The sequence below is a fragment of the Nonomuraea salmonea genome (assembly GCF_042428605.1).
Taxonomy (GTDB): domain Bacteria; phylum Actinomycetota; class Actinomycetes; order Streptosporangiales; family Streptosporangiaceae; genus Nonomuraea; species Nonomuraea salmonea.
In genome coordinates this window covers 140,263-163,863 of record NZ_JBHMCF010000025.1, presented here as the reverse complement: position 1 = coordinate 163,863, position 23,601 = coordinate 140,263, and the positions used below count along the sequence as shown (strand labels likewise).

Genomic DNA, 23,601 nt, shown 5'->3' with positions numbered 1-23,601 from the left:
CGGTCAGGGGGCGAGCCAGGCGGCCGTGGGCCAGCCCTCGCGCCGCCACGCGCTGTCCCAGAACATCCACTCGTACGCCGCCGCCCGCCCGTACGCCTGCGCCATCGCCTCACGGGTGTCAGGGAGGGAGGCGGCGGCGAGCCGGTCGGTGATGGCCTTGGCCCGCTCGACGGAGGCGGCGAACCCGGGGTCGGAGTAGGTGGAGATCCACTTCGCGTACGGGTGCGCGGGGTCGTCGCCGGCCTTGGCGAGCAGCGCGGTGCCGACGTCCTGGTAGATCCAGAAGCACGGCAGCACCGCCGCCGCGATCACCGGGTAGGGTGCCGACAGGGCCGTGGCCTGCAGGAACGACGAGTACGCCAGGCACGTCGGCGAGGTCACGATGCCCTTGACGGCCGCGCCCAGCTCCTCGATGTAGCCGGAGTGCAGCTCGCGCTCGGCGACCAGCGCGGTGTGCGCGCTCATGGCCCAGAACGCCGCCTCGTCGGAGTCGTCGGCGCGGACGGAGGCGGCCGCCAGCGCCTTCGAGAACGCCTCGAGGTAGCGGGCGTCCTGCACCATGTAGAAGGCGAACGTCTCACGGTCGAGCGAGCCGTCGCCGAGTGCCGTCACGAAGGGGTGCTCGTGGATGGCGCGCATCAGCTCGGACGTGCGCTGCCAGATGTCATCGCAGAACATCGCGTCTCTTTCGCGAAGAAGGGGGCGGGGTTACCAGGCGTTGTGGAAGTGGTGGACGGGGCCGTGGCCGTGGCCGACCCCCAGCGAGTCGGCGGCGCGCAACGCCTGCGTCAGGTAGTCCTTCGCGGCGCGCACCGCACTCGGCCAGTCGTCGTGGCGGGGCCGCAGCGCCGCGATCGCCGAGGACAGCGTGCAGCCCGTGCCATGGGTGTTGCGCGTCGGCACCCGCGGCGCGGCCAGCTCGATCGTGCCCTCGGGGGTGGCCAGCACATCGACGCAGGTGTCGCCGTCGAGGTGGCCGCCCTTGAGCAGCACCTGCCGGGCGCCGAGCGCGCGCAGCCTGGCCGCCTGCGCGTGCATCTCGGGCAGCCCGCTCGCCTGCGGCTCGCCGAGCAGGTCGGCCGCCTCGGGCAGATTGGGGGTGATGAGGTCGGCGCGCGGCAGCAGCGTGCGGCGCAGCTCGCTCACCGCGTCGGCGGGCAGCAGCCGGTCGCCGCTCTTGGCGACCATGACGGGGTCGAGCACGACATGAGGCGGCCGGTACGTGTCGAGCGCCGCCGCCACCGCCTTGATCAGGTCGGCGTCGCCCAGCATGCCGATCTTCACGGCGTCGGCGGGCACGTCGGTGAGCAGGGTGTCGAGCTGCTGGGCCACGAACGCGGCCGGCACCTCGTGGATGCCGGTCACGCCCGTCGTGGTCTGCGCCACGAGCGCGGTGACGACCGTCATGCCGTACGCGCCGAGCGCGGAGAAGGTCTTGAGGTCGCCCTGGATGCCGGCCCCGCCACTCGGGTCGGTGCCCGCGATGGTCAGGACCTTGGGTACGGCGTTCGCTGCCATGACGTCCCTTCGCTAGTGCGAACTAGATCAGGTTCGACGGGTGTGATCTCAGCCCGGCTTTCCGGGCACCCCGCGTCAACGGCTCACTCTAACAGGCCGGGTTGTTGACCACACGTTCGAGTGTGGGCATCGTAGGGCGGGTGGCCGCTGACGAGACGCGCGACGGGGTCTCCCTGACCAACCTCGACCAGCCCCTCTTCGACGGCGCCGACGCCACGAAGCGGGACCTGGTCGACTACCTCGACGCGGTCGCGGGCCGGATGGTGCCCGTGCTGCGCGACCGGCCGCTCTCGGTCATCCGGGTACGCCCAGGGCAGGAGCCGTTCATGCAGAAGAACCTGCCCAAATACGCTCCCGACTGGGTGCGGTCGGTGACCGTGTGGGCGGACTCCTCGCGGCGGCAGGTCACGTACGCGCTGTGCGACGACCGCAGGACGCTGCTCTGGTTCGCCAACCAGCGGGCCGTCGAATACCACCCGGCGCTCTACGCCGGTGAGCACCCCACGCACATGGTGCTCGACCTCGACCCGCCCGAGCATGACTCCTTCGCGCCGGCCGTCCGGGGCGCGCACCTCGTCAGGCAGGCGCTCGCCGACTGCGGGCTGGCCGGGGCCGTCAAGACCAGCGGGGCCAAGGGGTTGCACGTGTTCGTGCCCGTGGTGCCGGGCACCGCGATGGACGACCTGGCCGCCGCCACCCGGGCGCTGGCCGCCCGCGCCGAGCGGCTGGACCCTTCGCTGGCCACCACCGCGTTCATCAGGGAGGACCGCGAGGGCAAGGTGTTCCTCGACTCCACGCGGGCGGGCGGCGCGACGGTGGCGGCCGCCTACAGCCCGCGGATCCGGCCCGGCGTGCCCGTCTCGTTCCCCGTGGCGTGGGACGAGCTCGACGGCGTCCGGCCTGGCGAGTTCACCATCCGCACCGCTGTCGAGCGGCTGGGTGAGGGCGACCCGTGGGCCGAGTACATGCCGGCGCCGCAGGCGCTGCCCGCCGACCTCGTCGAGGAGGGGCACACGATCCCGGTGGCGCGTGTGCAGGCGATGCACGAGGGCAAGCGCCGCGCCCGCGCCCGCCGCGTCGATTAGCCGCCCGCGGCGCCGGGCCGCCCTCGCCGCTGGCGGCGCGGCCGGCATCCCGGCCGGCGGCAGTCTTCACCGGCGCGGAGGGCGCTCGACGGCTCGCTTGGCCTTCGACGTGCGCGGCATCCCGCCACGCACCGCCACGCACCGCCCCGTAGCCCGCCCCGTAGCCCGCTTCGCCGGGGCGAGAGCAGTCTCGCCCCGGTCGCGGTCAGCGGGTGATGGTGACGTCGTCCACGCCGGCCTCCACGAGGGAGGCGCCTGAGGCGTCGGCGGCGTCGATGAGGATGCGGACGGTCTGGCCCGCGTAGGCGTTCAAGCTCGCCGACGCGGTGGTCCAGGCGCCGTTGCGGTTGGTGGCGGCGCCGGGCTGGTCGAGCACGGTCGTCGTGGTGCTGCCGACGACGCGGACGCGCAGGTAGTCGGCGCTGGAGGAGTTCGAGCCGTGCGCCAAGTAGTACGACAAGGACAGGTTCAGGGGGCCTGCCGAGGGGAGCGTGATCGGCGGTGACTGGATCGAGGTGACGCCGCCGTCGATGTCGTGGTCGCCCGCCGACGAGCCCGCCAGGCGGCCGGTCACGAGGTCGTTCGTGCCGCTGACCGTGGTGCCGAGCTGCTTGGCGCCGCTTGAGGTGGTGGCCTGCGGGTCGCCGCGTTCCCAGAGCCCGGTGGCGGCGGTGTCGGTGCCGTTCGGGTTCGCCGTCCAGCCCGTGGCCGTCTCGAACGTGTCCTGCCAGACCACGACCGGCGGTACGGCGGTGGCGACGGTCCACACGGCGTAGGCGATGGCGTCGGCGTTCCTGTTCAGCGCGGTGTCGTTGATGTTGGCCGTGGTGTCGCAGGAGCGGTGGTAGCAGACGTCGAACGCCTGCCCCGCGGTGCCGCCCCACAGCGCGGCCTGGGCGCTGGTCTTGATGCCTTCGGCCCCGGTGAACGTGCCACCGGCCGGGATGCCCGCCGCGATGAACGGCCCGTAGTCGGAGCGGCCGTCGAAGTCGGTGCCGCGGGTTTGCACGCCGATGGAGGTGAAGTAGTCCTGGAGGGTGCGCTCCAGGGCCGCGGACCCGGCGGGGCCCGGCCCGGCGCCCGTCCCGTCCGAGTTGTCGCCGTCGTAGACGAAATAGCCGGCGTTGGGGGAGCCGACCATGTCGAAGTTCAGGTACCCCTTGATCCGCGCGCGTTCTGCGGCCGGCAGGTTGTTCACGTAGAACCGCGACCCGCGCAACCCCAGCTCCTCCGCGCCCCACCAGGCGAAGCGCAGGTGCTTGCCCGGCTGCAGCGACTGGCGGGAGACTTCGAGCGCGGTCTCCAGGACGGCCGCGCTGCCCGAGCCGTTGTCGTTGATGCCGGGCCCCGCGGTGACGCTGTCGAGGTGCGCGCCCACCATGAGCACGTCGTCCGGGTCGCCGCCCGGCCAGTCGGCGATGACGTTGTAGCCGGTCGCGCCGTTGTAGGTGAACGACTGCAGGGTGGTGGTGTAGCCGGCCGCGTCGAGCTGCGACCTGACGTAATTGGCCGAGGCGAGGTAGCCGGGCCTGCCGTGCGCCCGGTTGCCGCCGTTGGCGGTGGCGATGGACTGGAGCTGCGACAGGTGGGCCTTGACGTTGGTGAGGGAGATGTCCGGCGGCGCGGCGGCCCGCGCCGGCCCGGCCGGCATCACCGTGATGAGGGACAGTGCCGCGATCGCCGCGATGAGGGGTGATCTCGTTTTCCAGGTCGTACGCCTAGATAAGAGCAAGGCGGCGCCTCCATCCGAGGTCGAGGGTGGAAGATCCCGAGATGGTGCTGAATGGACGGTAACGCCGCGAAGGTGGTTCGCCTAGCTGTTCGTACGAGTGGTGATGCCGGGTTTGAGCGCCGCCACCGCCATCTCGGGATCCTGGGCGAAGAACCGCACCGAGGTCACCTCGGCGCGGCGGCCCAGCGGGCGGACCACGGTGACCGGCTCGGCCAGCTCGACCGTCACGTTCGTCTGCGAGGAGACCGCCACGGTCAGCCGCCCGCCCTCGACCGTGATCATGCCGCCCTGGTGGTACGCCCGCCCGGTCCGTACGCCCGCCACCAGCTCACGGGGCACCCGCAGATCGAGGTAGACGCCGTACCTGACGCGCAGCTCATCGGCGGTGACGACGTGCGGCCTGGTCGCGCAGCCGGCGGCCAGCATGAGGACGTACAGCAGGCCGTACAGGTCGGCGATCAGCACCCCGTACCGCAGCCAGGCGGGCACGCCGAGCGCGGCCAGCAGCAGGTCCACGACCACGGTCTCGACTGCCATCGCGAAGCTCATCAGGCCCAGCATGAACGCCTGCTCCTTGCCGTACGCGAGCGCCGTCGCCCCGTCCGGCACCCCGTGCCGCCGCCGCACGATCCACGCCGCGATGGCGGCCAGGCCCTTGACCTCGAACCCCACGATCCGCAGCACCGCTCTGACCATGTGCTTCCTTCCTCCGGCGGTTTCCCCGCTCATGGGACACGTTGACGTCGCGTCAAGGTCAAGCCCCGCCAGACCCGCTCGGCATGGGTTGAACCCGCCATAAGGGGTGGGCGTACAACCTGTCGGACCTGCGGCACCCGCCGATGACCTGCCGGAACGCGATCACTGGCGGTGCCGCCCACGCTGACCGGCCACCACGGGGACGGCGATGGAATTTCAGGGATGGAGCGACGGCCTGGCTCTTCGGCCGCGCGATTACCTCGGCTTGGGCGAGCCTCTGACCGCCGTCGTCAGGACGGCGGGCCCGCTCACGGGCGAGCGGCTCTACCTGTTCGCCCTCGGCACCGCCACCACGATGGCGCGCCTGCACCTGGGCGGCATCGCGGGGCTGCGGCTCAGCCCGGCGAACGTGCTGATCTCACCCCAGGGGCAGGCGTTCTTCGCGCCGGGGCCCAGGGACAGCCTGTTCCCCGGGCACGACGTCGGCGACTGGGCGGACGTCGTGGTGTTCGCGGCCACGGGGCGGCAGCCGGACGCCGCCGCCGACCTCGACCGGCTGCCGCCCGCCTTGCGCGCGGTGATCGACGAGTGCCGCCGCCCGGATCCGGGTGCCCGCCCGGCGGCGGTGGACCTGGTCCGCATCCTGCTCGGGCATCCAGGGCAGCATGCTGGGCCGCATTCTGGGCCGCATGCTGGGCGGCATCCTGGGCGGTGTCGTGGCGGCTCGGTGCACGAGCTGCTGCTGGCGGCCGAGCGGCGGACGATGCCGTACGAGCGGGTCCGGCATCCTGAGCCCCCGCCGCCTGAGCCGTTGTGGCGGCGGCCCGCCTACCTCGCGGGGCTGGCGGTCGGCGTGCTCGCCGTGGCGGTGGCGGCCGGGGTGGTGATCCTGCTGTCCGGCGGCGAGCGGCGTGCCGCCACGGACGACCTGCTCGACGCGATGGGGGCGCGCACGGCCACGTTCCGGCACGTGAGCGGGGAGACCGTGGCCGAGGGGCGGCTGAGCTTCGACGGAGCGGCGTCCACGGCGTACGCGATGAAGCTGACCTGCGGGAACGCCCCCGCGCCCGTCACGGTCTCGCTGGTCGGGAGCAGGGGCGTGGCGGGCGGCGCGGCGTTCGACGCGGCCAGGCCGCCGAACGGGCCGTGCGCCCAGCAGCAGGCGCCCGGCGTGCGGGAGCTGAGCTCGCCGTACACGATCAAGGCACTGCTGGACGCGGCGGGAACCGCCGTGACCAGCAGAACCGCCGAGGGCGGCGGGCGCGTGCTCACCGGCTCGGCGCTCGCGCACCGGGTGCGGGGCGAGGAGGACGCCGCGTCGTTCGCGGGCGTCGGCGCCGAGGGCCCGGTGCGGTTCACCGTGCAGGTGGACGACGCGGGGCTGCCGGTACGCCTGCGGCTGCGCATGGAGAGCAGGACCGCCGGCGCCCGCGTCGCCGAGACCGTCTACCGCGACTGGCGCGCCTACGAGGACATCAAGGAGGGGCCGCATGGCTGAGGAGTTCAGCGCGAACCGCCTTGAGGCCGCGAGCGTCGCCCGCGACCTCAAGGCCATCCGCGCCGCCCTCGACGGCGGGCCCGCCCAGGCGCAGCCGACCGGCTCCCCGAAGGCGGACGCGGCTCTCCGGTGCTTCGTCGCCGAGTCGTCCGACAACCGCGAACGCATGGACCAACTGCTCGAACGCGCGGCCGGCCTGCTCGACGCCCTGGTGACGGGCACGGGCGAGCTGGACGGTGCGCTCGCGCTGGCCGATCGGCCCGCGCCGCAGGCCCCTGCCGGGGTGGTCGTGGAGCAGGCCCATGGCTGACCTGCCGTACGGCTTCACCGTCCGCGTCCCCGGCTCCTGTTACGCCTTCGACGTCCGGCGCGCGGGACGTACCGGCGACCTGGCCCGGCTGGTGGACGCCAGGGCCGCGGCTGGCAGCTGGAACCCATCACCTGAGCTTCCCGCAGGTGGAGAACAGCGCCACGCGCCTCAACAAGGAGAAGGACATCGAGAGCCGCCTGACCCAGCTCAAGGCGATGATCGGCCAGCGACTTCGTCACCGAGCGCGCCTCGGGCACAGCAGGACCACGATCAGTGGAACAACGGCGCCCGCCAGATCATGCAGGGCCTGGAGGACCTGTCCCCCGATGAGGCGCTCGTCCGCGAGATACGCGAGGAAGTAGGGCTGGAAGTGCGCCCCGGGCGCCCTCTGGCTCTCTGGTCATGGCAACTCGACGGGGAGCGGACCCCGACCGTCGTCGCCGTCGCACATGCTGTGCACAGCCAGCGGCGACCGTGTGGACATGAGCGGGAACGACAAGCAGGACTTCATCGAGAAGTGCGGCTGGTTCGAGCGAGAAGAGGTCCTCGGCCTCAATCTCATTCCCAGTGCCAGGGACGTCATCGAAACTGTTCTGGCGAGCGAGCCTGTGAAGACCCGTACAACTGAATGAGGCTTACAAGCGCGTGGACCAGGGATGAATGTAGGTGCTGACGCGTCAGATCCTCAGGGCTGCTCAGTCGGAGATGAAGCGGCGCATCGAGTTGTGTTTACGACAGGAGGCCGGCTGGCTGCCGGACCGTGCCCTGGCATCGGGTCAGTGTCTCGATCACCCTGACTACGATCAGCGCGGCTTCTGCGGGAACGTACCACCGGCCGATGCCGCATCGATGATCAGGGTCACGACATCGGTGTCCTGCCGCAATCGTGAGCAGGCTCTGCCGGGATCAGTTGGAGTTGCCGTGGCTGGGGTGGAGCACGCCCGGGGTCTCGGCCTTGGTCAGGCGGCGGATGGTGATCGTGGTGCGGTCCTTCCGCTCCTGCTGATTCTGCGGGGCAGGGGGGTTGCTCATGGCACTCCTTACCGGGCAAGTCAGGAAAACAGTGGGATGACGGTATGATTCCCTTCGCATCCCCCTTAATAACAGAAATTACACCCGCTGCGCGTGGGATATCGCGCAAAAACATGCGCATCCGGGTCGAGCAATGACAGGCCGTGGAAATAGCCCGGCGGGGTGACCGACAGCCCGGTCAGCAGTTGCACCACGTCGTACGCCACGAGCTGGCCCGACAGCCCGGCCGACATGCCGGTGACGCCGGGCCAGGCGTAACCGTCGCCGGGCTGCGGCGGGATGCCGGCCCGTACGCACGCGAAACACGGCCCGCCGGGCCCGAAGACGCCCACGCTGACCAGCGGCCCGTTGTAGCCGCCCGTCACCCACGGGATGCCCGCCCGCGCGCAGGCCCGGTTGGCCCACGTCCTGATGCCGTCCGGCTCGCCGGGCCGGTCGGCGCAGAGGGCCAGCACGTCGAAGCCGTCGATCAGGCGGGCCAGTGCGTCGGGGCCGTCCACTGTGAGCGGTTCGCCGGTGACCGAGATGTCGGAGTTGACCCGGCGCAGCCGCTCCACCGCCGCCTCCACCTTCGGGCGGCCGACGTCCGGTTCGGTGTAGAGGACCTGCCGGTTGAGGTTCGACAGCTCGACGACGTCGGGGTCCACCAGGTGCAGCCGGCCCACGCCCGAGGCGGCCAGCGACCAGGCGGCGTGGGTGCCCGTACCGCCGAGGCCGATCAGCAGCACGCGCGCGGACTTGAGCCTGACCTGCGGCTCCCAGCCGTGGTCGCGCGGAGTGAGGTCCACCCAGCGGAAGTAGTCGCGGCTGCGGCTGTAGCGCTCCTTCTCCCGTTCGCCCAGCTCGTCGCAGGGGCCCGGCGCGGTCTCCTCCACGTGGCCCGAGGCCAGCAGCGCGGCCACCAGCTCGTCGGCCTCCTCCTGGGTGAGCATGGCGAAGCCGGCGAGCAGCTCGGCGGCGATCTCGGCGGGCGCGCGGGTGCCGTCCATGAGCGTCAGGGCCGACCAGGCGTGGCCGTCGGCGTCGTGGATCTCCGTGGCCAGGCCGAACATCGCCCCGCCGAGCCGGATGGTCCCGTCGCCGAGCCGCTGCGGGGCGTGCTCGGGCTTGACGCGGGGAAAGCGCATGCCCCCGATCGTGGTCAGCGGCCGGCTACAGGGTCAAGGTCGCGAACTGCACGAGGTCGAGGCGGCGGGCCTGCACCCGGTTCGTGGAGGTGAGCAGCAGCCGTACGCCGGAGCGCAGCGGCGCACGAGCGGGCTCTCGGCCACGGGGGCTCGGGGTCGAGCTTGTCGCTGCCGACGTGGCAGGGCTGGCCTTTGACGGGGAGGGGCAGGGCCCGCAGCAGCGAGCCGATGGGGGTCTCGGGCTCCGCCGTCACCTCGACGTCGGGGCGGTGCCTGCCGCCGGATCGCGGATCGTCAACCGAATGATCATAATCCCCTTTCCAGGGGACTGAAGCAGGATTTACCGGAATAATCTAGTTATGCGGTGAGGTTCGCGAAGTACCCCACCCGCGCGACGCGCCGTCGCTAGAGTGATATTTCCCAATATCAGCGTACCGAGTGCGGTATTTCATGATATCCGCAGCGCGAGGAGCCCGCCCGTGGTGAATCACCGCGTAACGGACGAGGCCATGGTCCGAGCCCTCTATCGCGAATACGGCGCCCCCCTGCTGGCCTTCGCCATCAGACTGACGGGCGGCGATCGCCGCTGGGCCGAGGACGTCGTCCAGGAGACGCTCGTACGAGCCTGGCGCAACCTCCACGACCTGCGCACGGAATCCGGCTCGCTGATGCCCTGGCTCGCGACCGTCGCGCGGCGCGTCGTCATCGACGACCGGCGCCGCAACAGCGCCCGCCCCCTCGACACCGTCGAAGACCTTTCCGACCGTGCCCAGCCCGTGGCCGCCGAGGACGAACAGCTGCTGCGCGAGATCGTCGTGACCGACGCGATGATGTCGCTCTCCCCGGCGCACCGGCAGGTGCTCACCGAGACGTTCCTCCTGGATCGCACACTCCAGGAGGCGGCGGAGACGATCGGCGTGCCCGTCGGCACGGTGAAGTCCCGCGTGTACTACGCCATGCGCGCCTTACGGGTCGCGCTGGAGGAAAGGGGGGTGACGCTGCCGTGACCAAGGTGCGTCACGATGACAGGGGGGTGGCGCCATGACCGAGGTACATCACGAGGATGTGGCCGCGTACGCGCTGGGCCTGCTCGACGGGGATGAGCGGGCGGCCTTCGAGCGCCATCTGCACGGGTGCGGGACGTGTTCCGCCGAGGTGGGGTCGTTCGCCGCCATGGGGGAGCTGATCAAGGGGGTGCATCCGGACGACCTGCTGCCGCAGCCGCCGGATCCGCAGGTCGAATCGCTCCTCGTCCGCCGCGCCGCCACCGAGCGGCGCCGCCGCGGCCTGCACCGCGCGTTCATGACCGCGGCGGCCTGCGTGCTCGTCGCGGCCGGCGTCTATCTCGGCGTCAGCGCCACGACCGCAGGTCCCAATCCCGACAGCATCCACAGCCCGGCCCGCGCCCTGCTCATGACCGGCCGCACCTACTCGGTGACGGACCCGGCCACCGGCGTGACCGGGCTCGTCGGCGTGGAGGACAAGGGCTGGGGCACGCACGTCGCGCTGGAGCTCAAGGGCGTCAAGGGCCCGCTGCAGTGCCGGCTCATGGCGGTCGGCGACGACGGCCGCTCCGAGGTGGTGGCGAGCTGGGGCGTGCCGGACAAGGGGTACGGCGTGCCGGGCTCACCCGACCCGCTCCTCCTGCACGGCGGCACCAGCCTCCCGCAGGACGAGCTCAACCACTTCACCATCCAGACCTTCGACGGCAGAACCCTCGCCACGGTGGCGGTCTGAGGGGGGAGGGCTTCACGCCTCTCGCTCGGCCGGCCGCCTGTGACGGTGGCGGTCTGAGGGGTGAGCGCTTTCGCGTCCTTCGCTCGGCGGGCCGCCGGCGTCGGCGGTCTGAGAGGCGGGCGGGTCAGGGGGCTTGGAGCTGTTTGCGCAGCTCCTCGACCTGCTTCGGCTCGGCGATGCCGTCCCATGGGCGGAGGGCCCTCAAGCCCTTCCTGCGGTGGTCGGCGGCCCGGTCCGGGCGGAGCCTGCTCAGGTGCAGGTGGGCGAGCGCGGTGCTGATGCCGGCGGCGGGCAGGCGGGAGGTGGCCTGGTCGAGCAGGCCCGCCACCGTGTCCGCCCCTGTGCTCGCCCCTGTGCTCGCCACCGTGCCCGGCTCGTGCGCCGGGTCCGCCAGCAGGATCCCGGCCCGGTGCACGAGGCAGCGCCCGCGGCCGAACTCGTCGGCGGTCTCGGCGTAGAGGCGTTCGGCCTCGTCCAGGTGCAGGCCGGCGTCGTGGCTCTGACCCAGGTAGTGGTGGGCGAGCGCGAGCAGCTCGCGCGCGTGCGCCTCCGTCGCCTGGTCGCCGGCCTTCCGCGCCAGGTCGAGCGCCTCGAACAGCACTACCCGGGCGTTGGTGTGCAGGCCGCGGGCCTTGCCGGCGGCGCCCTCGTGGTCGTGCGCCTGGGCCTTGCGCATGAGCAGCGCGGCCACGTTCGCCAGCCTGATGGCCTGCCCGGCCACGTGCCCGCCGGTCAGCGCCTGCCCGTACCTGACCAGCGCGGACTCCACGGCCTCGTACTCGTCGCCGGCCGACAGCAGGATGGCCGCGTGCGCCAGGTGCAGGTCGGCGGGCCATGACTCGACCCTGACGCGCACCGCCGCCGCCCGGTCGAAGTGCCTGCGCGCCTCGCGGGGGTCGCCCGTGGTGAGCAGGATCGCGCACTGCCGCAGCTCGGCCGTGGCCTGCACCTGCTCGTCCCCGAGCGATTCGGCGGCCCGCGCCAGCTCGGCCGCCGCGCGCAGCCGGTCCTCGTGCCGCTGCTCGAGGCGGAACCAGGTCTCCAGCGCGTCGCCGATCTCGGCCAGCGCCCGGCCGGTACGCGGCGCGGGCTCCTCGCGGGCGAGCACCTGCAGCAGCACCCGGTCCTCCATGGCGAACCAGGTTCTCGCCTCCTCGGCGGGCAGCCGCCCGGCGTATCCGGTGGCTTGCTCGGCGAAGTGCTCGACCAGCCGCCGCCAGGCCGCGACCTCCCTCGGCGGGCGCGCGGCCGTGCCGGTGCCGGGGTCCGCCGCGCCGCTGCCGCGGAAGGTCCCCGACACCCGGACCCGCGTCATCCGTACGTTCTCCACCAGCCCCAGCCCGGCCAGCTCCGCGATCGCGTCGGCCGCGGACGGGACGCCGAGCAGCGCGGCGGCCGCCTGGTGGTCGACCTCGGCGATCGGCAGCCCGGCCAGCAGCACGAACAATCGCTTGGCGGTCGGCCGGAGCTGCCTGACGCTGCGTTCGAGCACGAAGTCGAGGGTGTCGGGGATGGACAGGCTGCGCAGGTCGTCCACCAGCGACTGGAGGGAGACGCCGGGGTTGCCGGCCAGCCAGCGGCCGACCCTGACCAGTTCGAGCGGGCTGCCCAGGCAGGCGTCGGCGAGCAGCTCCAGCGCCTTCGGCTCCCGGGTGACCCGGTCGTCGCCGATGTGCCGGGCGAGCAGCGTCCGCCGGGCGTCGGGGGCGAGCGGGCCGAGCTGGATGAGCTCGATGTGCTGCGGCGGCTGGTCGGCGAGCGTGCCCGCGATCACGATGTGCGCGCCGGGCACCCGGGTCGGCAGCCACTCGACCTGGCTCCACGAGCTGACGTTGTCCAGCAGCAGCACCTGGCCGGTGCCGTTGAGCGCCTCGATGACCTCCTCGGTGGCGTCCCCGGGCTCCTGGATGCCGCCGGGCGGGCGGTTGAGCGTGCGCAGCACCCTCTGGGCCACGCTCAGCGGTGTCTCGGGGCGGTCCCGGTCGGCGCCGCGCAGGTCGGCGTAGCGCTGCTTGCGCGCCTCGCCCGCCAGCTCCCACACCGCGTGGACGGCGACCGTGGACGTGCCCATGCCGATGGCGCCGTGCACGACGACGACGCCGCGTTCGAGCGCCTCCGCCTTGATCCGCCGCAGCTCGGCCTCGCGGCCGATCAGTTCGTCGATCCGGTCGGGGAACGGCATCGTGGCCGGCAGCGGCCGCGGCGGGCGGGCGCGGTGACGCCGGATCCGGTACGTGACCAGCCCGGCCACCACCGGCACCACCACCACGAACACCGCGAGCAGCCCGACCACCGCCCAGATCGGCAGCAGCTCGACGAGCTTCTTGGCCAGCTCCTCCTGGAGGATGAGGATCGCGCCGCCCACCGTCAGCGCCCCGCCGACCCCCAGCTCCGCCCAATGCGCCGCGGCCAGCCGGTAGAGCCGCGACAGCCGGAAGCCGAGCCGCTCCCTGCGCGAGATGTCCGTCACCGGCGCACCCCCCGCGTCAGGCCCCGGTACAGCAGGCGCGCGGTCACGGCCAGCACCAGCACGGGCACCGCCGTCGCGAGCACCGCCTGGGCCGCGAGCGGGCTCGCCGCGCTCATGAAGTGGCGGGCCTGCTCCAGCAGGATCAGCGGCAGGTGGTCGCCGGACGGCCAGTTGAGCAGCAGCCCGACGATCGCATCGTTCCAGACCAGGACGAACGTCAGCACTCCTGCCAGCACCACCGAGGGCCGGGCCTCGCGGACGAAGTGGACCAGCTCCCAGCGGTCGCGCGCGAGCATGGGCGCGGGCACCCGGACGAACGCGTTGTGCAGCACCAGCACCGCCAGCGGCAGCACCAGCGCCGCGTGCACGATGGTCAGCGCGGGTGCCGTGCCGAGCGGGCTCAGCGTCTGCTGCAGCGGCACCGCGAACGCCTGCGGCGGCAGCACCGCCAGGGCCACCGAGACCAGCAGGACCGGCCGCCAGGTGCGGCGCGGCAGCAGATGCTCGTGGGCCAGCACGTACGCGGCCGGCACCGCGGCCAGCAGCACCACGCACACCACGGTGACCGCCCGCAGGAACGTGGTGCCGAGCGCCCCGGTGAACGCACTGTCGGACAGCGCCTCCGCGTACGAGCCGAGCGTCCACGGCTCGCCGTTCCACCACCCGCTTCGCGCGGCGGCGACCGGGTCGCGCAGCGAGGTGATGAGCAGCGCCGCGAACGGCAGCAGCCACAGCACCGACACCGCGCCGCCGAGCGGCCAGAGCCGCCGGCCACTCGTGGCGGGCGGCTGCGCGGACGGCGTGGAGCCGGCCCAGGTCACCCGGCCGCGCAGGCCGAGCAGGGCGGGTGCGGCCAGCCCCGCCACCAGCAGGGACATCAGGACGGCCAGCGCGGCGGCCCTGGCGTACCCCAGGTCGTCGTTGTGCCGCCACCAGTACAGCCCGCCGCCCTCGACCAGCGCCTGCATCGACCCTGGCACCCCCATGAGCACCAGGTCGAACACGCGGGCCGCCGCCACCAGCGCGAACAGGTACGCCAGCGCGGCCGGCCCGGCCAGCGCGGGCAGCACCACGGACCACAGCCGGCGCCCGCGGCCCGCGCCGAACGCCCTGGCCACGCGCAGCAGGTGCGCGGGCAGCCTGGCGAGTGCCTCGTGGAAGACGAGGAAGGCGACGCCCGCGTACTGCCAGACGAAGGCCAGGCCGAGCACCAGCCAGATCCAGCCGGGGCCGAGGAAGGCGGTGTCGTGGCCGAGCACGGCGGCGGCCATGCCGCGCTCGCTGCTGGTGTCGAACAGCAGCCGGAAGATCGCCCCCGTCGTCAGCGGCGACACCACGGCGGGCAGCACCAGGATGACCCGCATGACCAGGCCGAGCGCGGGGCCCGCGGTCCTGACCAGCCAGGCCAGGCCGAGCCCCACCGCGCACACCACGACGACCAGGACCCACCAGGTGAGCGTGTTGCCGATCGCCTGCCACGCCTGCGGGTCGGTCAGCACCTCGGACCACGCGCCGGGCCGCGAGAAGCTGATCAGCACGGTCCCGAGCAGCGGCGCCAGGATCACGCCCGCCGACAGCACCACCGCGAGCAGCAGATAGAGCGCCGCCCGCCACCGGCTGATCCCGCGCGCACTGACCGGCCCCCCGCCATCGTGATGCGGCGCCACCTCGAACAAGAACGCGTCACGCCCGCTCATGGCCCGCTCACCCCGGACAGAAGGACGTGAGGTCCGCTCGTTCGCCCGCTCATCGGCCGCTGCCCTTCGCGAGGCTGGTGACGATCTTCTCCCGGGCGGCCTGGGCGGCGCCGGCGGGGGCGGTGGTGCCGGCGGCGACGTCGCCGAACAGCTCCGTGAGGACGCGCCACAGGCCGCGGCCGTCGCCGCCCTCCAGACGGCCGATCAGGCGGTCGGACAGGTCGTAGCGGCGGCCCTCGCGCCCGCGCAGCGCCAGCGCGGGCTCGCGCAGCAGCGGGTGAGACGGCTCGCGGTCGAGGGTGAGGAAGCCGCCCTCGTCGACCCACTCGGTCAGCGCGTCGTGCTCGTCGCTCCCGCGCGGCCTGGTCAGCCACTCCACGAAGTCGAGCGCGTCCTGCCCGCCGCCCCGCATCGCCACCGCCACGTCGCCGCCGGCCACCAGGGGCGGGGGCCCGCCCGCGTGGCCGGGGAAGGAGAAGTGGCGGGCGACGTCCTTGCCGGCGTAGCGCTCGATGACGGGCAGCGCGAAGTCGGGCGCGGCCACCACGTCGGCGCCGCGGTAGCGGAAGACGTCGAGTATCGAGTCGTGGAACTGCAGGGTCAGCGCCCGCCTGCCCTGGTCGGGGGTGAACGCCTCGCGCCAGATGAGCGCCAGCACCGTGAGCGCCTCGGCCACCTCGTTCCTGGCCCACCACTCCGGGTCACCGCGCGTGGCCGCGGTGAAGAGGCCGTCGTAGACCTCGGGCGCGTAGGCGAGCAGCACGTTCTCGAACCAGTCGCTGAGCACCCACCCGTCGGCCGCGCCGATGGCCACCGTGCCGGGGCGGGGCATCCATGAGGTCAGGTTCGGGGGCGCGTGCCGCTCGCCCTTGCGGTGCCAGACGAGCGACTTGTTGGCGAGCTTGAACCAGGCGCCGAGCTCGGGCCCGCCCTCGTACGGCGTCACGAGCCCCCGCCAGAACGCGTCCTGCACGTGCCCGCCCACCCTGGGCTGGATGCGCGGGCTCACCAGCGGGTCGAACAGCAGCCCGAGCCTGGGGATGACGGCCACGTCGGGGATGACGTTCTCGGCGGGGCCGCGCAGCAGCGCGCTGATGTTGTCGCCCGCCGAGTAGACGCTGACCGGCCGCCGGGAGCCGGCCGTGTACGCGTCCACCACCCGCAGGAAGCGCTGTAACTCCGCGCCGCTCCACACCACCGCGACCCGCAGCGGCGGCTGACCCGCGCAGGCCGTGGCGGCCAGTGCGGGCACCCCCAGCAGGAACGCCCTACGGCTGATCGGCATCGGTGATCTCCCAGACGCGCGCGGAGGAGGCGAGGCTGGTCACCCTGGTGCCGTCGTCGGTGACGATGAGCACGGCCAGCTTGCTGTGCAGCGCCCGGCTCACCGCCGCGTGGCACGGCTCGCAGCCCGTACGGTCCTCGACCACCACCATCTTCGGCGGCATCGGCCGGCACATGACCCGCGCGAGCGCGACGGTCAGCCGCTCGTCGTGGGCCAGCTCGTGCGGTTTGGCGCGCATGAAGCCCTGGATGTCCATCCACCCCGACATGTACGCGACCTGCCCGTGCGACACCAGGGCCAGGTCCTTGCGGGCGGCCAGTTCGAGGTTGCGTTTGACGGTCAGGTGCGGCAGCAGCCCGCCGCCCGCGGGCACCAGCCCGATCGCGCGGTCCGCGGTGGACAGCGCGGTGACGTCGCGGCCGTCCAGGCGGAGCCGGCCTTCGTGCGGCGCCTCCAGGCCGAGCAGGACGTCGGCGAACGCCTCGCCCGCCGCCGGGTCGCCGGCCACCACGACCGCGGCCTGCTCGGCGTCGAGGGTGAGCGGGCCGGGTGACAGTCGCTGCCGGACGCCGTGCGTGAGCCAGGTGAGACCGTCGATCTCCAGCAAGGGCACGTGTGCAACCATCCGTCACGTCGGGATGCCGTCCGCCACCTGACGTTCGCACAAACGACGATCTACTTCAACGTGGCCGGGCGACTCCCGCGCGTGTTCACGAAGTGGGTGACGAACCAGCCGCGGGCATGCTCGGCCACGGCGTCCAGCGCGCCCGGCTCCTCGAACAGGTGCGTGGCCCCCGGCACCACCGTGATCCTGGTCTCGGCGCGCAGCCGCCGCGCGGCCTCCTCGTTCAGCTCCATCACCACCGGGTCCCTGCCGCCCACGATGAGCAGGGTGGGGGCGCGTACCGCGGCGAGCCGGTCGCCGGCCAGGTCGGGCCGCCCGCCGCGCGAGACGATCGCGGCGACCGGGTTGTCCGGCTCGGCCGCCGCCCACAGCGCCGCCGCCGCTCCCGTGCTCGCGCCGAAGTAGCCGACCGGCAGCCCGGCCGCGCCGGGATGCTCGCGCACCTGCGCCGTACGCTCCAGCAGCCGCCCGGCCAGCAGCTCGATGTCGAACACGTTCGCCCGGTCGGCCTCCTCCTCCGGCGTCAGCAGGTCGAACAGCAGCGTGCCGAGACCCGCCTCGTTGAGCGCGCCGGCCACGTACCGGTTGCGCGGGCTGAACCGGCTGCTGCCGCTGCCGTGCACGAACACCACCACGCCCAGCGCGCCGTCAGGAACGACCAGATCTCCCGGCATGTCCACCCACTCCCCTCACCGCAGGCTGCCGCTACCCGGTCACGCCCGGCTCTATCCGCCCCTGAGCTGGGCAGTGGCCTGGGAAGGGGGACGGGGACATGAAGACGGAACCGGGGCGCAGGTTCGAGCCGGCCGGTGACCCGCTCGAACGCATCTTCGCGGGCGGGGCGTCGGCGCTCACGCTCGTCCGCACCATGGGGATCGGCCGCTGGCTGCGCATGGAACGCGAGGCGCTGGCCCAGACGGTCAAGGTGACGGCGGCGTGCGCGCTGGCCTGGTGGCTGGCCGCGTACGTGCTCAAGGTCGACCTGCCGGTGCTCGCGCCCATCGGGGTGCTGCTGACCGTGTCGGCGACCGCGTACAGCACGGTCGTGCGCGGCGCCCAGCAGATCCTGGCGGTGATCGTGGGCGTGGCGGCGGCCACCGCGTTCATCTGGCTCATCGGCCCGAACCTGGGCACGCTCGCCGTCCTCGTCGTGGCCGGGCTGGTGCTGACCAGGCTGCTCAACCTGCCGGCCCAGAACGTGCAGATCCCCATCACCGCGCTGCTGGTGTTCGCGCTCGGCAGCACGTACGGCTTCGCCCGCCTCGCCGACGTGCTGCTCGGCGCCGCCATCGGCATCGCGGCGAACCTGCTCGTGCTGCCGCCCCGCTTCGTCGACCACGCGGGCAAGGAGCTGTGCGGCCTGTCGGGGGAGCTGTCGAACCTGGCCGAGGACATGGCCGAGGGGCTGCGCGGCGAGTGGGACCACGAGCAGGCCGCCGAGTGGCTGGACCGGGCGCGTACGCTGTCGCAGCGCCTTGAGGACACCGAGGAGGCCGCCGAGCAGGCCGCCGAGTCCGTACGCCTGTCGCTGCGCCGCCGCCGCTACGACCGCCGCCTGCGCCAGGTCGCCGAGGCGGCCACCTGCCTCGACCATGCCTGCCACCAGCTCAGGGGCGTCGCCAGGGGATTGGTGGACCTGGTCGCGGGGGTGCGCGGGCTGCCCGGCGAGCGTGGCGCCGACCTGCCGGAACCGCTCGCCGACGAGCTGTCGGCGCTGTCGCGCATCTTCCGCCACTTCGGCATGCTCCAGGTGAGCCCGGGCAGCCGCGAGGACATGGAGGACCTGCGCGCCGCACTCGACGACGGCGAGCGCCAGCACCGGCGCATGGCGGGCACCATCCACCGCACGAGCCACCCCGAGCTGCGCTTCCTCCAGGGCGCGCTGCTGGACGACTGCGCCAGGATCCGCCACGAGTTCGACCCCGACGACGGCCCTCACCGCGCCGCCTTCCCGACACCCGACCGCCCGGCCCATCCCGCCGCGACCACCTCTGACTGACCGCCCGGCGCATCCCGGGGCGACCACCTCTGACTGACCGCCCGGCGCATCCCGGGGGCGACCACCTCCGACTGGCCCGCCGAAACCGGCCGCGCGGCCCCCGGCTGATTCCCGCGATCACCCCGCCGACCTCGGAAGAGGTTTGGCATACTGCTCGGATGTCCGATTTCTCCGAGTTCCGCGAGCGAGGGCGGGCGGCCCTGCTGGCCGGCGAGGCCACCCACGACGTGCCCATGGTGGAGGGCGGCGCCCGCTGGGGCGCGGCGGTGGTGCTGCGGCCGGCCGGGGAGGTCGCCGGGCGGCTGACGGACCTGGCGGCCACCGTGCACGCCCCCGGTCACTGGGTGCACGGCGGCCCGGCCCTGCACGTCACGCTCAGGTCGCTGGAGCCGTACCGGAGCGTGATCCCCGAGGACGACCCGCTGCGCCGCGCGTACGCCGCGGCGCTGGCCGAGGCCGCGGACGGCCTGCCGCCCGCCTGGGTCTACCTGGCGGGCGTCGCCCCGCACCAAGGCGGCGTCCTGGTGGGGGCGCATCCCGTGGACGAGACGCTGGAGACGCTGCGCAAGCGCTTCGCCAGGGGCCTGGAGTCGAGGGGCGTGCGCGACCTGGAGTACGGCAGGGTCCGCGACCGCTGGTACGTCAGCCTGGTCCACTTCGCCGCGCCCCTGACGAACGCCGAGGAGATCGTGGCCTGGTGCGACGCCCACGCGGACACCGACTTCGGCCTGGCCGAGCTGCCGGTGGCGGAGCTCGTCCAGTTCGTCCACACCGGCGCGGCGATCAGGGTGGACGAACTGGACCGCGTCCCGCTCAGCTCATCACCAGCGCGGTGAGGAACTGCAGCAGGTGCCAGGCCACGTACGCGCTGAGCGAGCAGAACGCCCACTCCTTGCCCAGCCCGATCCGCGCGACCCAGCGCAGCTCCTCGGCCGGCTCGCGGCGCACCCGCAGGCTCCTGCTGACGAAGAACGCCGAGACGAGCCACGCGGCCCCCGACACCAGGACGAGCGCGGCCGAGAGCGCGAGCAGCACCGGCGACGGGTTCCCGCCCTGCACGTCGGAGAGCTGGCGGGCCCAGGCCGCGAGCAGCCCGCCGAGCACGGCGAGCGTGATCCGCCGGTCCTTGCGCGCCTGTCGCTTGAGCCATTGAAGGTCTTGCCGCAGATGGTTCTTGAGCATCCGGATCACCTCCGCTTGTGAATCGGCCGGTGAGTCCAGGAAACGAGAAGCCGCGCGAAAGATCTGCGACCTCAGAACCGAGATTTCACGACTTTTATCGGTGTTTCACGCGAAAACCCGGAGTTCCTCCGCGGCCCGCCGCGCCTCCACCAGATCGCCCACCTCTTCGAGCGTCCGCACGGCCTCCCGCAGATGCGCGACCGCCGCCTCCTGCCGCCCCAACCGGGCCGAGACGAGGCCGAGCGCCCGCGAGGCGCAGCCGAGGTCGCGCCGCGTCCCGCACTCCTGGTGCACGTCCCTGGCCTGCCGGGCGTACGGCAGCGCCTCCTCGGCCCTGTCGAGGTCGAGCAGGATCATGGCGAGCGTGGTCAGCGCCGCCGCCCAGCGGTCGCGCGTACCGCTCTCGTGCTGCAGCTCGACCGTCTCCCTCGCCGGCTCCAGCGCCGCCGCGGGCCGCCCTGCCGCGTGCAGCGCCTGCGCCACCGACAGCAGCGCGCTCGCCCGGTTGTCGCGCAGCTCCTCCCTGATCGCCAGCGCCGCCTTGGCGGCGCGCAGCGCGGGCCGGTGCTGCCCCAGCGACAGGTACGTGTACGCGAGCGTCTCCTGCACGTCCGCCTCGGCCCGCCTGATGCCCTTGCCCTGCACGATGTCCAGGGCCTCCAGCGCGTACGTGAACGCCACCTGCGGCCTGCCCTGCCGCCGCCGCACCCGCGCCAGCCGGTTGAGCATGCGCGCCTCGACCGGCTCGTCGTTGATCACCCGGCTGATGGCGAGGGCCTGGTTGAGATAGTCGTCGGCGCGCCGGTAGTCGGCCAGCCGCCAGTAGACGAGCCCGATGTCGCCGAGCGTCTCCGCCCTGCCCTGCTCGTGGTGCAGCTCCACCTGGACGGCCAGGGCCTGCTCGTAGCAGGACAGCGCCTCGTCGTAGCGGGAGCCGTTGCGGGCGATGCGGCCGAGCGCGCACAGGGCCCGGCCGCAGCCGTACTGGTCGCCGGTCGCCGTGTAGCCCGCGAGTGCCCGTTCCGCGTCGCGTCGCGCGTCGTGCGGCAGCCGCAGCAGGTCGTAGATCTCGGCCAGGCAGAGCAGCGTCTCCGCCTCGGCGTGCTCGTCGCCCAGCTCGTGGCAGATCGACAGCGCCTCCAGGCCCTCCGACAGCGCGGCGTTCGGCTCGCCCAGGTTGCGCTGCACGGTCGCCAGGATGATCAGGCTCTGGGCGGTGCCGCGCCGGTCGCCGAGCTGCTCGCGTACGTCGAGTGCCTGGCCGGCGTACCGCAAGGCCGGCTCGTGGCGCTCCTGCGACAGGTGCAGCCGGGAGAGCGTGTGCAGGCAGCTCGCCACGCCTGCCTGGTCGCCGATCTCCTCGTACAGGGCGAGCGCCTCGGTGGCGTGGCGCAGCGCCTGCTCGCTGTTGCCGGCGATGCCGTGCACCTCGGCCAGGTCGTTGAGCGCCCGCGCCTGGCCCTCGCGGTCGCCCAGCGAGACGTGGTCGGCCAGCGCCTCCCCGATGAACCTGGCCGCCAGCGTGGACGGCCCGATGTCGCGGTGGATCGAGCCCAGGTTGCCGCGCATGAGCGCGATGGCCCTGCGGTTGCTCACCTGCATGGCCGAGGCCAGCCCGCCCTGCTGCACCTCCAGGTCGTTCTCGTAGTAGCGCAGCCGCCTGAACGGCTCGAACACCGCCGCCGCCAGCCGCCACGCCATGCCGTGCGCGCCGCTCTCCCCGGCCATCCGCACGGCCGAGACCAGCGAGCGCCGCTCCGCCTCGAACCACTCGCCGGGCGTCGCCGGGTCGGCGGCCACCGCCAGGTAGTGGTCGAGCAGCCGCGCCCTGGCCTCGCGCACGCCGGCCTCCGCGTGCCTGCCCAGCTCCCTGGCCAGCCGCTTGACCAGGTCGTGCACCCGGTAACGCGACCCCGGCAGCGGCTCGACCAGGTACGCCCTGTGCAGCCCCGCCAGCGCGGCCACCGCGTCCTCGACCGGCGCGCCGAGCGCCGCCGCCAGCACCTCGGGCGTGAAGTCCCGTCCTGGCAGCAGCCCCACGTGACGGAACGCCCGCCGCTGCGCCGGGCTCAGCGACTCGTACGCGAGGTCGAGCGCCGACCTGAACGCCTCCTCCGGGTCGCCCACCAGCAGCCGATCGGGCTTGCGCAGCTCGCCCACCCGCCCCTGCACGCTGAGCCCGGGGTCCTCGGCGAGCTTGGCGGCCGAGATCCGCAGCGCGAACGGATGGTACGAGCACACCCGCGCCAGCTCGGCCAGCGCGTCCCTGTCGGCCGCCCTGGGCGAGTCCTTGCCCAGCACCGCGATGAGCAGCGCCACCGCGTTGCCCGGGTCGAGCACGCCCAGGTCCATGAGGTCGGCGTGCCCGGTGGCGCGCAGCGGGCCCATCCGCGTCCTGCTGGTCACCAGCGCCACGCAGTCCTTGCCGCCGGGCAGCAGGGCGCGTACCTGGGTGGCGTCCGCGGCGTTGTCGAGGACGAGCAGCAGCCGCCGCCCGGCGATCCTGCTGCGGTAGAGCAGCATCAGCTCGGCCTCGTCCGAGGCCGGCATGTGCTCGCCGACGCCGAGCGAGCGCAGGATCTGCCCGAGCGCCTCCGCCACCGTCATCGGCGGCTGGCTGGGCGACTGCCCGCGCAGGTCGATGACGATCTGCCCGTCGGGGAACCGGTCGGCGTGCTGGTGCGCCCAGCGGGTGACCAGCGCGGTCTTGCCGACGCCGGGCAGGCCCTGCACGACCATGGTGTTGGTGCGCCGCGGCCGGTCGAGCCAGTCGGTCAGCAGGTCGAGGCTCTGCTGCCGGCCGGTGAAGTCGGAGACGTCGGCGGGCAGCTGGCGCGGCTTGGGCATCTCGCGTACGGGCACCGCGCTGTTCGGAGCGGGCCCGCCCGGCCGGGTCAGGAACGGCGTCACCCGTCCCTTCCAGGGTGCCGACAGGTGCTCCCAGCTCCCCGCGGCGGCTCGCAGCGCGACCGGGTCGGCGATGCGCAGCCGCCGGTAGCCCGGCCTGACCAGCCAGCCCCGCTGTGTCCACTGGGTGAGCTGGCGCTGGACCACGTCGGGCGAGCTGCCCACGAGGTCGGCCAGCGTCTCCATGGACAGCGGCGGCGCCGACTCAGAGGCCAGCCCGTAGCGCTCGTCGAGATGCAGCAGCCAGACGGCCAGCCGGGCCGCGACCGGCGCGCGGGCCAGCGCCTCGTGCCTGCGGGCGGCGAGGTTGCGCGCGAACAGCTCCTGCACCAGCGCGGTCGCCACGGCCGGCGCCGCCGCGGCCTGCTCGCGCAGCCGCCGCAGGTCGATGGGCCAGGCGCGGACCTCGGTGAGCGCGTCGACCTTGACGCGGTCGGCGGGGCTCCAGAAGGCCAGCTCGCCGACGATGTCGCCGTCGCCCCGCAGGTCGTGGACGGCTTCGCGGTCGCCGGCCGGGGTGTACTCGCGGGCGTAGCCGTAGTCGATCAGATAAACGCTGTGGGCCGGCCGCAACGGCGAGCACATCGTCTCGTTACGGTGGAACACGTGCGGGCGGGCGCCCTCGTCGACCAGCGCTTCGAACAGACCCACCGTGCACACCACCCCCGGGTGGGACGGCGGTGTCCCTGACATGACAGGCA

General features: G+C 73.2%; 21 protein-coding genes and 1 riboswitch. Of the genes, 8 read left to right on the top strand and 13 right to left on the bottom strand.

Features of this window, described 5'->3' with window-relative positions:
- Nucleotides 1-3: 3 nt before the first annotated feature.
- Nucleotides 4-678, bottom strand: a complete 675-nt coding sequence (locus ACFFR3_RS23485; RefSeq protein WP_345395155.1) for a TenA family protein — start codon at nucleotides 676-678, stop codon at nucleotides 4-6.
- A gap of 30 nt (nucleotides 679-708) precedes the next feature.
- On the bottom strand, nucleotides 709-1,518 hold the full coding sequence (gene thiD, locus ACFFR3_RS23480; RefSeq protein WP_345395158.1) for a bifunctional hydroxymethylpyrimidine kinase/phosphomethylpyrimidine kinase: 810 nt from the start codon (nucleotides 1,516-1,518) through the stop codon (nucleotides 709-711).
- A riboswitch (TPP riboswitch) is annotated at nucleotides 1,506-1,601 on the bottom strand. Its footprint overlaps the gene before it by 13 nt.
- 57 nt (nucleotides 1,602-1,658) lie before the next feature.
- On the opposite strand from thiD, the gene ACFFR3_RS23475 reads away from it, so the two are divergent.
- Nucleotides 1,659-2,603 (top strand): DNA polymerase domain-containing protein, encoded by a 945-nt coding sequence (locus ACFFR3_RS23475; RefSeq protein WP_345395161.1) that lies wholly within the window; start codon nucleotides 1,659-1,661, stop codon nucleotides 2,601-2,603.
- A gap of 205 nt (nucleotides 2,604-2,808) precedes the next feature.
- On the opposite strand, the gene ACFFR3_RS23470 is transcribed toward ACFFR3_RS23475, so the two are convergent.
- Both ACFFR3_RS23470 and ACFFR3_RS23465 read right to left on the bottom strand, forming a co-directional pair.
- Entirely contained in the window at nucleotides 2,809-4,335 is a 1,527-nt protein-coding gene (locus ACFFR3_RS23470) for a M28 family peptidase (protein ID WP_379483844.1), read from the bottom strand.
- A gap of 81 nt (nucleotides 4,336-4,416) precedes the next feature.
- Complete coding sequence (locus tag ACFFR3_RS23465) at nucleotides 4,417-5,031, bottom strand: hypothetical protein (RefSeq protein ID WP_364377928.1); 615 nt, start codon at nucleotides 5,029-5,031, stop codon at nucleotides 4,417-4,419.
- A 265-nt stretch (nucleotides 5,032-5,296) separates the two neighbouring features.
- Here ACFFR3_RS23465 and ACFFR3_RS23460 point away from each other — a divergent pair, with 265 nt between their 5' ends.
- The 3 genes from ACFFR3_RS23460 (at nucleotide 5,297) to ACFFR3_RS23445 (ending at nucleotide 7,471) form a co-directional block, all read left to right on the top strand.
- On the top strand, nucleotides 5,297-6,529 hold the full coding sequence (locus ACFFR3_RS23460) for a serine/threonine-protein kinase (protein WP_379483843.1): 1,233 nt from the start codon (nucleotides 5,297-5,299) through the stop codon (nucleotides 6,527-6,529).
- Nucleotides 6,522-6,839: a hypothetical protein gene (locus tag ACFFR3_RS23455; RefSeq protein WP_345395176.1), complete on the top strand. Its 318-nt coding sequence runs from the start codon at nucleotides 6,522-6,524 to the stop codon at nucleotides 6,837-6,839. The genes ACFFR3_RS23460 and ACFFR3_RS23455 overlap by 8 nt, the downstream gene beginning before the upstream one ends.
- A 482-nt stretch (nucleotides 6,840-7,321) precedes the next feature.
- Complete coding sequence (locus ACFFR3_RS23445; RefSeq protein WP_345395182.1) at nucleotides 7,322-7,471, top strand: hypothetical protein; 150 nt, start codon at nucleotides 7,322-7,324, stop codon at nucleotides 7,469-7,471.
- A gap of 274 nt (nucleotides 7,472-7,745) precedes the next feature.
- Here ACFFR3_RS23445 and ACFFR3_RS23440 read toward each other — a convergent pair whose 3' ends face one another.
- Both ACFFR3_RS23440 and ACFFR3_RS23435 read right to left on the bottom strand, forming a co-directional pair.
- Complete coding sequence (locus tag ACFFR3_RS23440) at nucleotides 7,746-7,871, bottom strand: hypothetical protein (protein WP_379483842.1); 126 nt, start codon at nucleotides 7,869-7,871, stop codon at nucleotides 7,746-7,748.
- Between the two features lie 65 nt (nucleotides 7,872-7,936).
- Nucleotides 7,937-8,998 carry a HesA/MoeB/ThiF family protein gene (locus tag ACFFR3_RS23435; protein ID WP_364377949.1) on the bottom strand — a complete coding sequence of 354 codons (1,062 nt, stop codon included), beginning with the start codon at nucleotides 8,996-8,998 and terminating at the stop codon, nucleotides 7,937-7,939.
- A 482-nt stretch (nucleotides 8,999-9,480) separates the two neighbouring features.
- Here ACFFR3_RS23435 and ACFFR3_RS23430 point away from each other — a divergent pair, with 482 nt between their 5' ends.
- Together ACFFR3_RS23430 and ACFFR3_RS23425 are read left to right on the top strand one after the other, a co-directional pair.
- Nucleotides 9,481-10,005, top strand: a complete 525-nt coding sequence (locus tag ACFFR3_RS23430) for a sigma-70 family RNA polymerase sigma factor (protein WP_446686054.1) — start codon at nucleotides 9,481-9,483, stop codon at nucleotides 10,003-10,005.
- Nucleotides 10,006-10,039: 34 nt separating this feature from the next.
- Entirely contained in the window at nucleotides 10,040-10,735 is a 696-nt protein-coding gene (locus ACFFR3_RS23425) for a zf-HC2 domain-containing protein (protein WP_364377951.1), read from the top strand.
- 124 nt (nucleotides 10,736-10,859) lie between these two features.
- Here the strand turns inward: ACFFR3_RS23425 and ACFFR3_RS23420 are convergent, their stop codons facing one another.
- The 5 genes from ACFFR3_RS23420 to ACFFR3_RS23400 all read right to left on the bottom strand — a co-directional run bounded on the left by ACFFR3_RS23420 (nucleotide 10,860) and on the right by ACFFR3_RS23400 (nucleotide 17,486).
- Nucleotides 10,860-13,205: a hypothetical protein gene (locus tag ACFFR3_RS23420; RefSeq protein WP_379483841.1), complete on the bottom strand. Its 2,346-nt coding sequence runs from the start codon at nucleotides 13,203-13,205 to the stop codon at nucleotides 10,860-10,862.
- The gene (locus tag ACFFR3_RS23415) at nucleotides 13,202-14,902 is read right to left on the bottom strand and encodes an ABC transporter permease subunit (protein ID WP_379483840.1); all 1,701 of its coding nucleotides are present in this window, start codon (nucleotides 14,900-14,902) and stop codon (nucleotides 13,202-13,204) included. Before ACFFR3_RS23415 ends, ACFFR3_RS23420 begins: the two co-directional genes overlap by 4 nt.
- 49 nt (nucleotides 14,903-14,951) lie before the next feature.
- On the bottom strand, nucleotides 14,952-16,187 hold the full coding sequence (locus tag ACFFR3_RS23410; protein ID WP_364377957.1) for a hypothetical protein: 1,236 nt from the start codon (nucleotides 16,185-16,187) through the stop codon (nucleotides 14,952-14,954).
- Nucleotides 16,171-16,800, bottom strand: a complete 630-nt coding sequence (locus ACFFR3_RS23405; protein WP_345395214.1) for an ATP-binding cassette domain-containing protein — start codon at nucleotides 16,798-16,800, stop codon at nucleotides 16,171-16,173. Before ACFFR3_RS23405 ends, ACFFR3_RS23410 begins: the two co-directional genes overlap by 17 nt.
- Before the next feature lie 62 nt (nucleotides 16,801-16,862).
- Nucleotides 16,863-17,486 carry a dienelactone hydrolase family protein gene (locus ACFFR3_RS23400; RefSeq protein ID WP_364377959.1) on the bottom strand — a complete coding sequence of 208 codons (624 nt, stop codon included), beginning with the start codon at nucleotides 17,484-17,486 and terminating at the stop codon, nucleotides 16,863-16,865.
- A 98-nt stretch (nucleotides 17,487-17,584) separates the two neighbouring features.
- Here ACFFR3_RS23400 and ACFFR3_RS23395 point away from each other — a divergent pair, with 98 nt between their 5' ends.
- Nucleotides 17,585-18,811, top strand: a complete 1,227-nt coding sequence (locus tag ACFFR3_RS23395) for an FUSC family protein (RefSeq protein ID WP_345395220.1) — start codon at nucleotides 17,585-17,587, stop codon at nucleotides 18,809-18,811.
- A 158-nt stretch (nucleotides 18,812-18,969) separates the two neighbouring features.
- Nucleotides 18,970-19,647: a hypothetical protein gene (locus tag ACFFR3_RS23390; RefSeq protein WP_379483839.1), complete on the top strand. Its 678-nt coding sequence runs from the start codon at nucleotides 18,970-18,972 to the stop codon at nucleotides 19,645-19,647.
- On the opposite strand, the gene ACFFR3_RS23385 is transcribed toward ACFFR3_RS23390, so the two are convergent.
- Entirely contained in the window at nucleotides 19,625-19,993 is a 369-nt protein-coding gene (locus ACFFR3_RS23385; protein WP_355417097.1) for a hypothetical protein, read from the bottom strand. The two genes, ACFFR3_RS23390 and ACFFR3_RS23385, sit on opposite strands and share 23 nt — an antisense overlap.
- A 105-nt stretch (nucleotides 19,994-20,098) precedes the next feature.
- On the bottom strand, nucleotides 20,099-23,551 hold the full coding sequence (locus tag ACFFR3_RS23380) for a tetratricopeptide repeat protein (RefSeq protein ID WP_345395232.1): 3,453 nt from the start codon (nucleotides 23,549-23,551) through the stop codon (nucleotides 20,099-20,101).
- Between the last annotated feature and the right edge of the window lie 50 nt (nucleotides 23,552-23,601).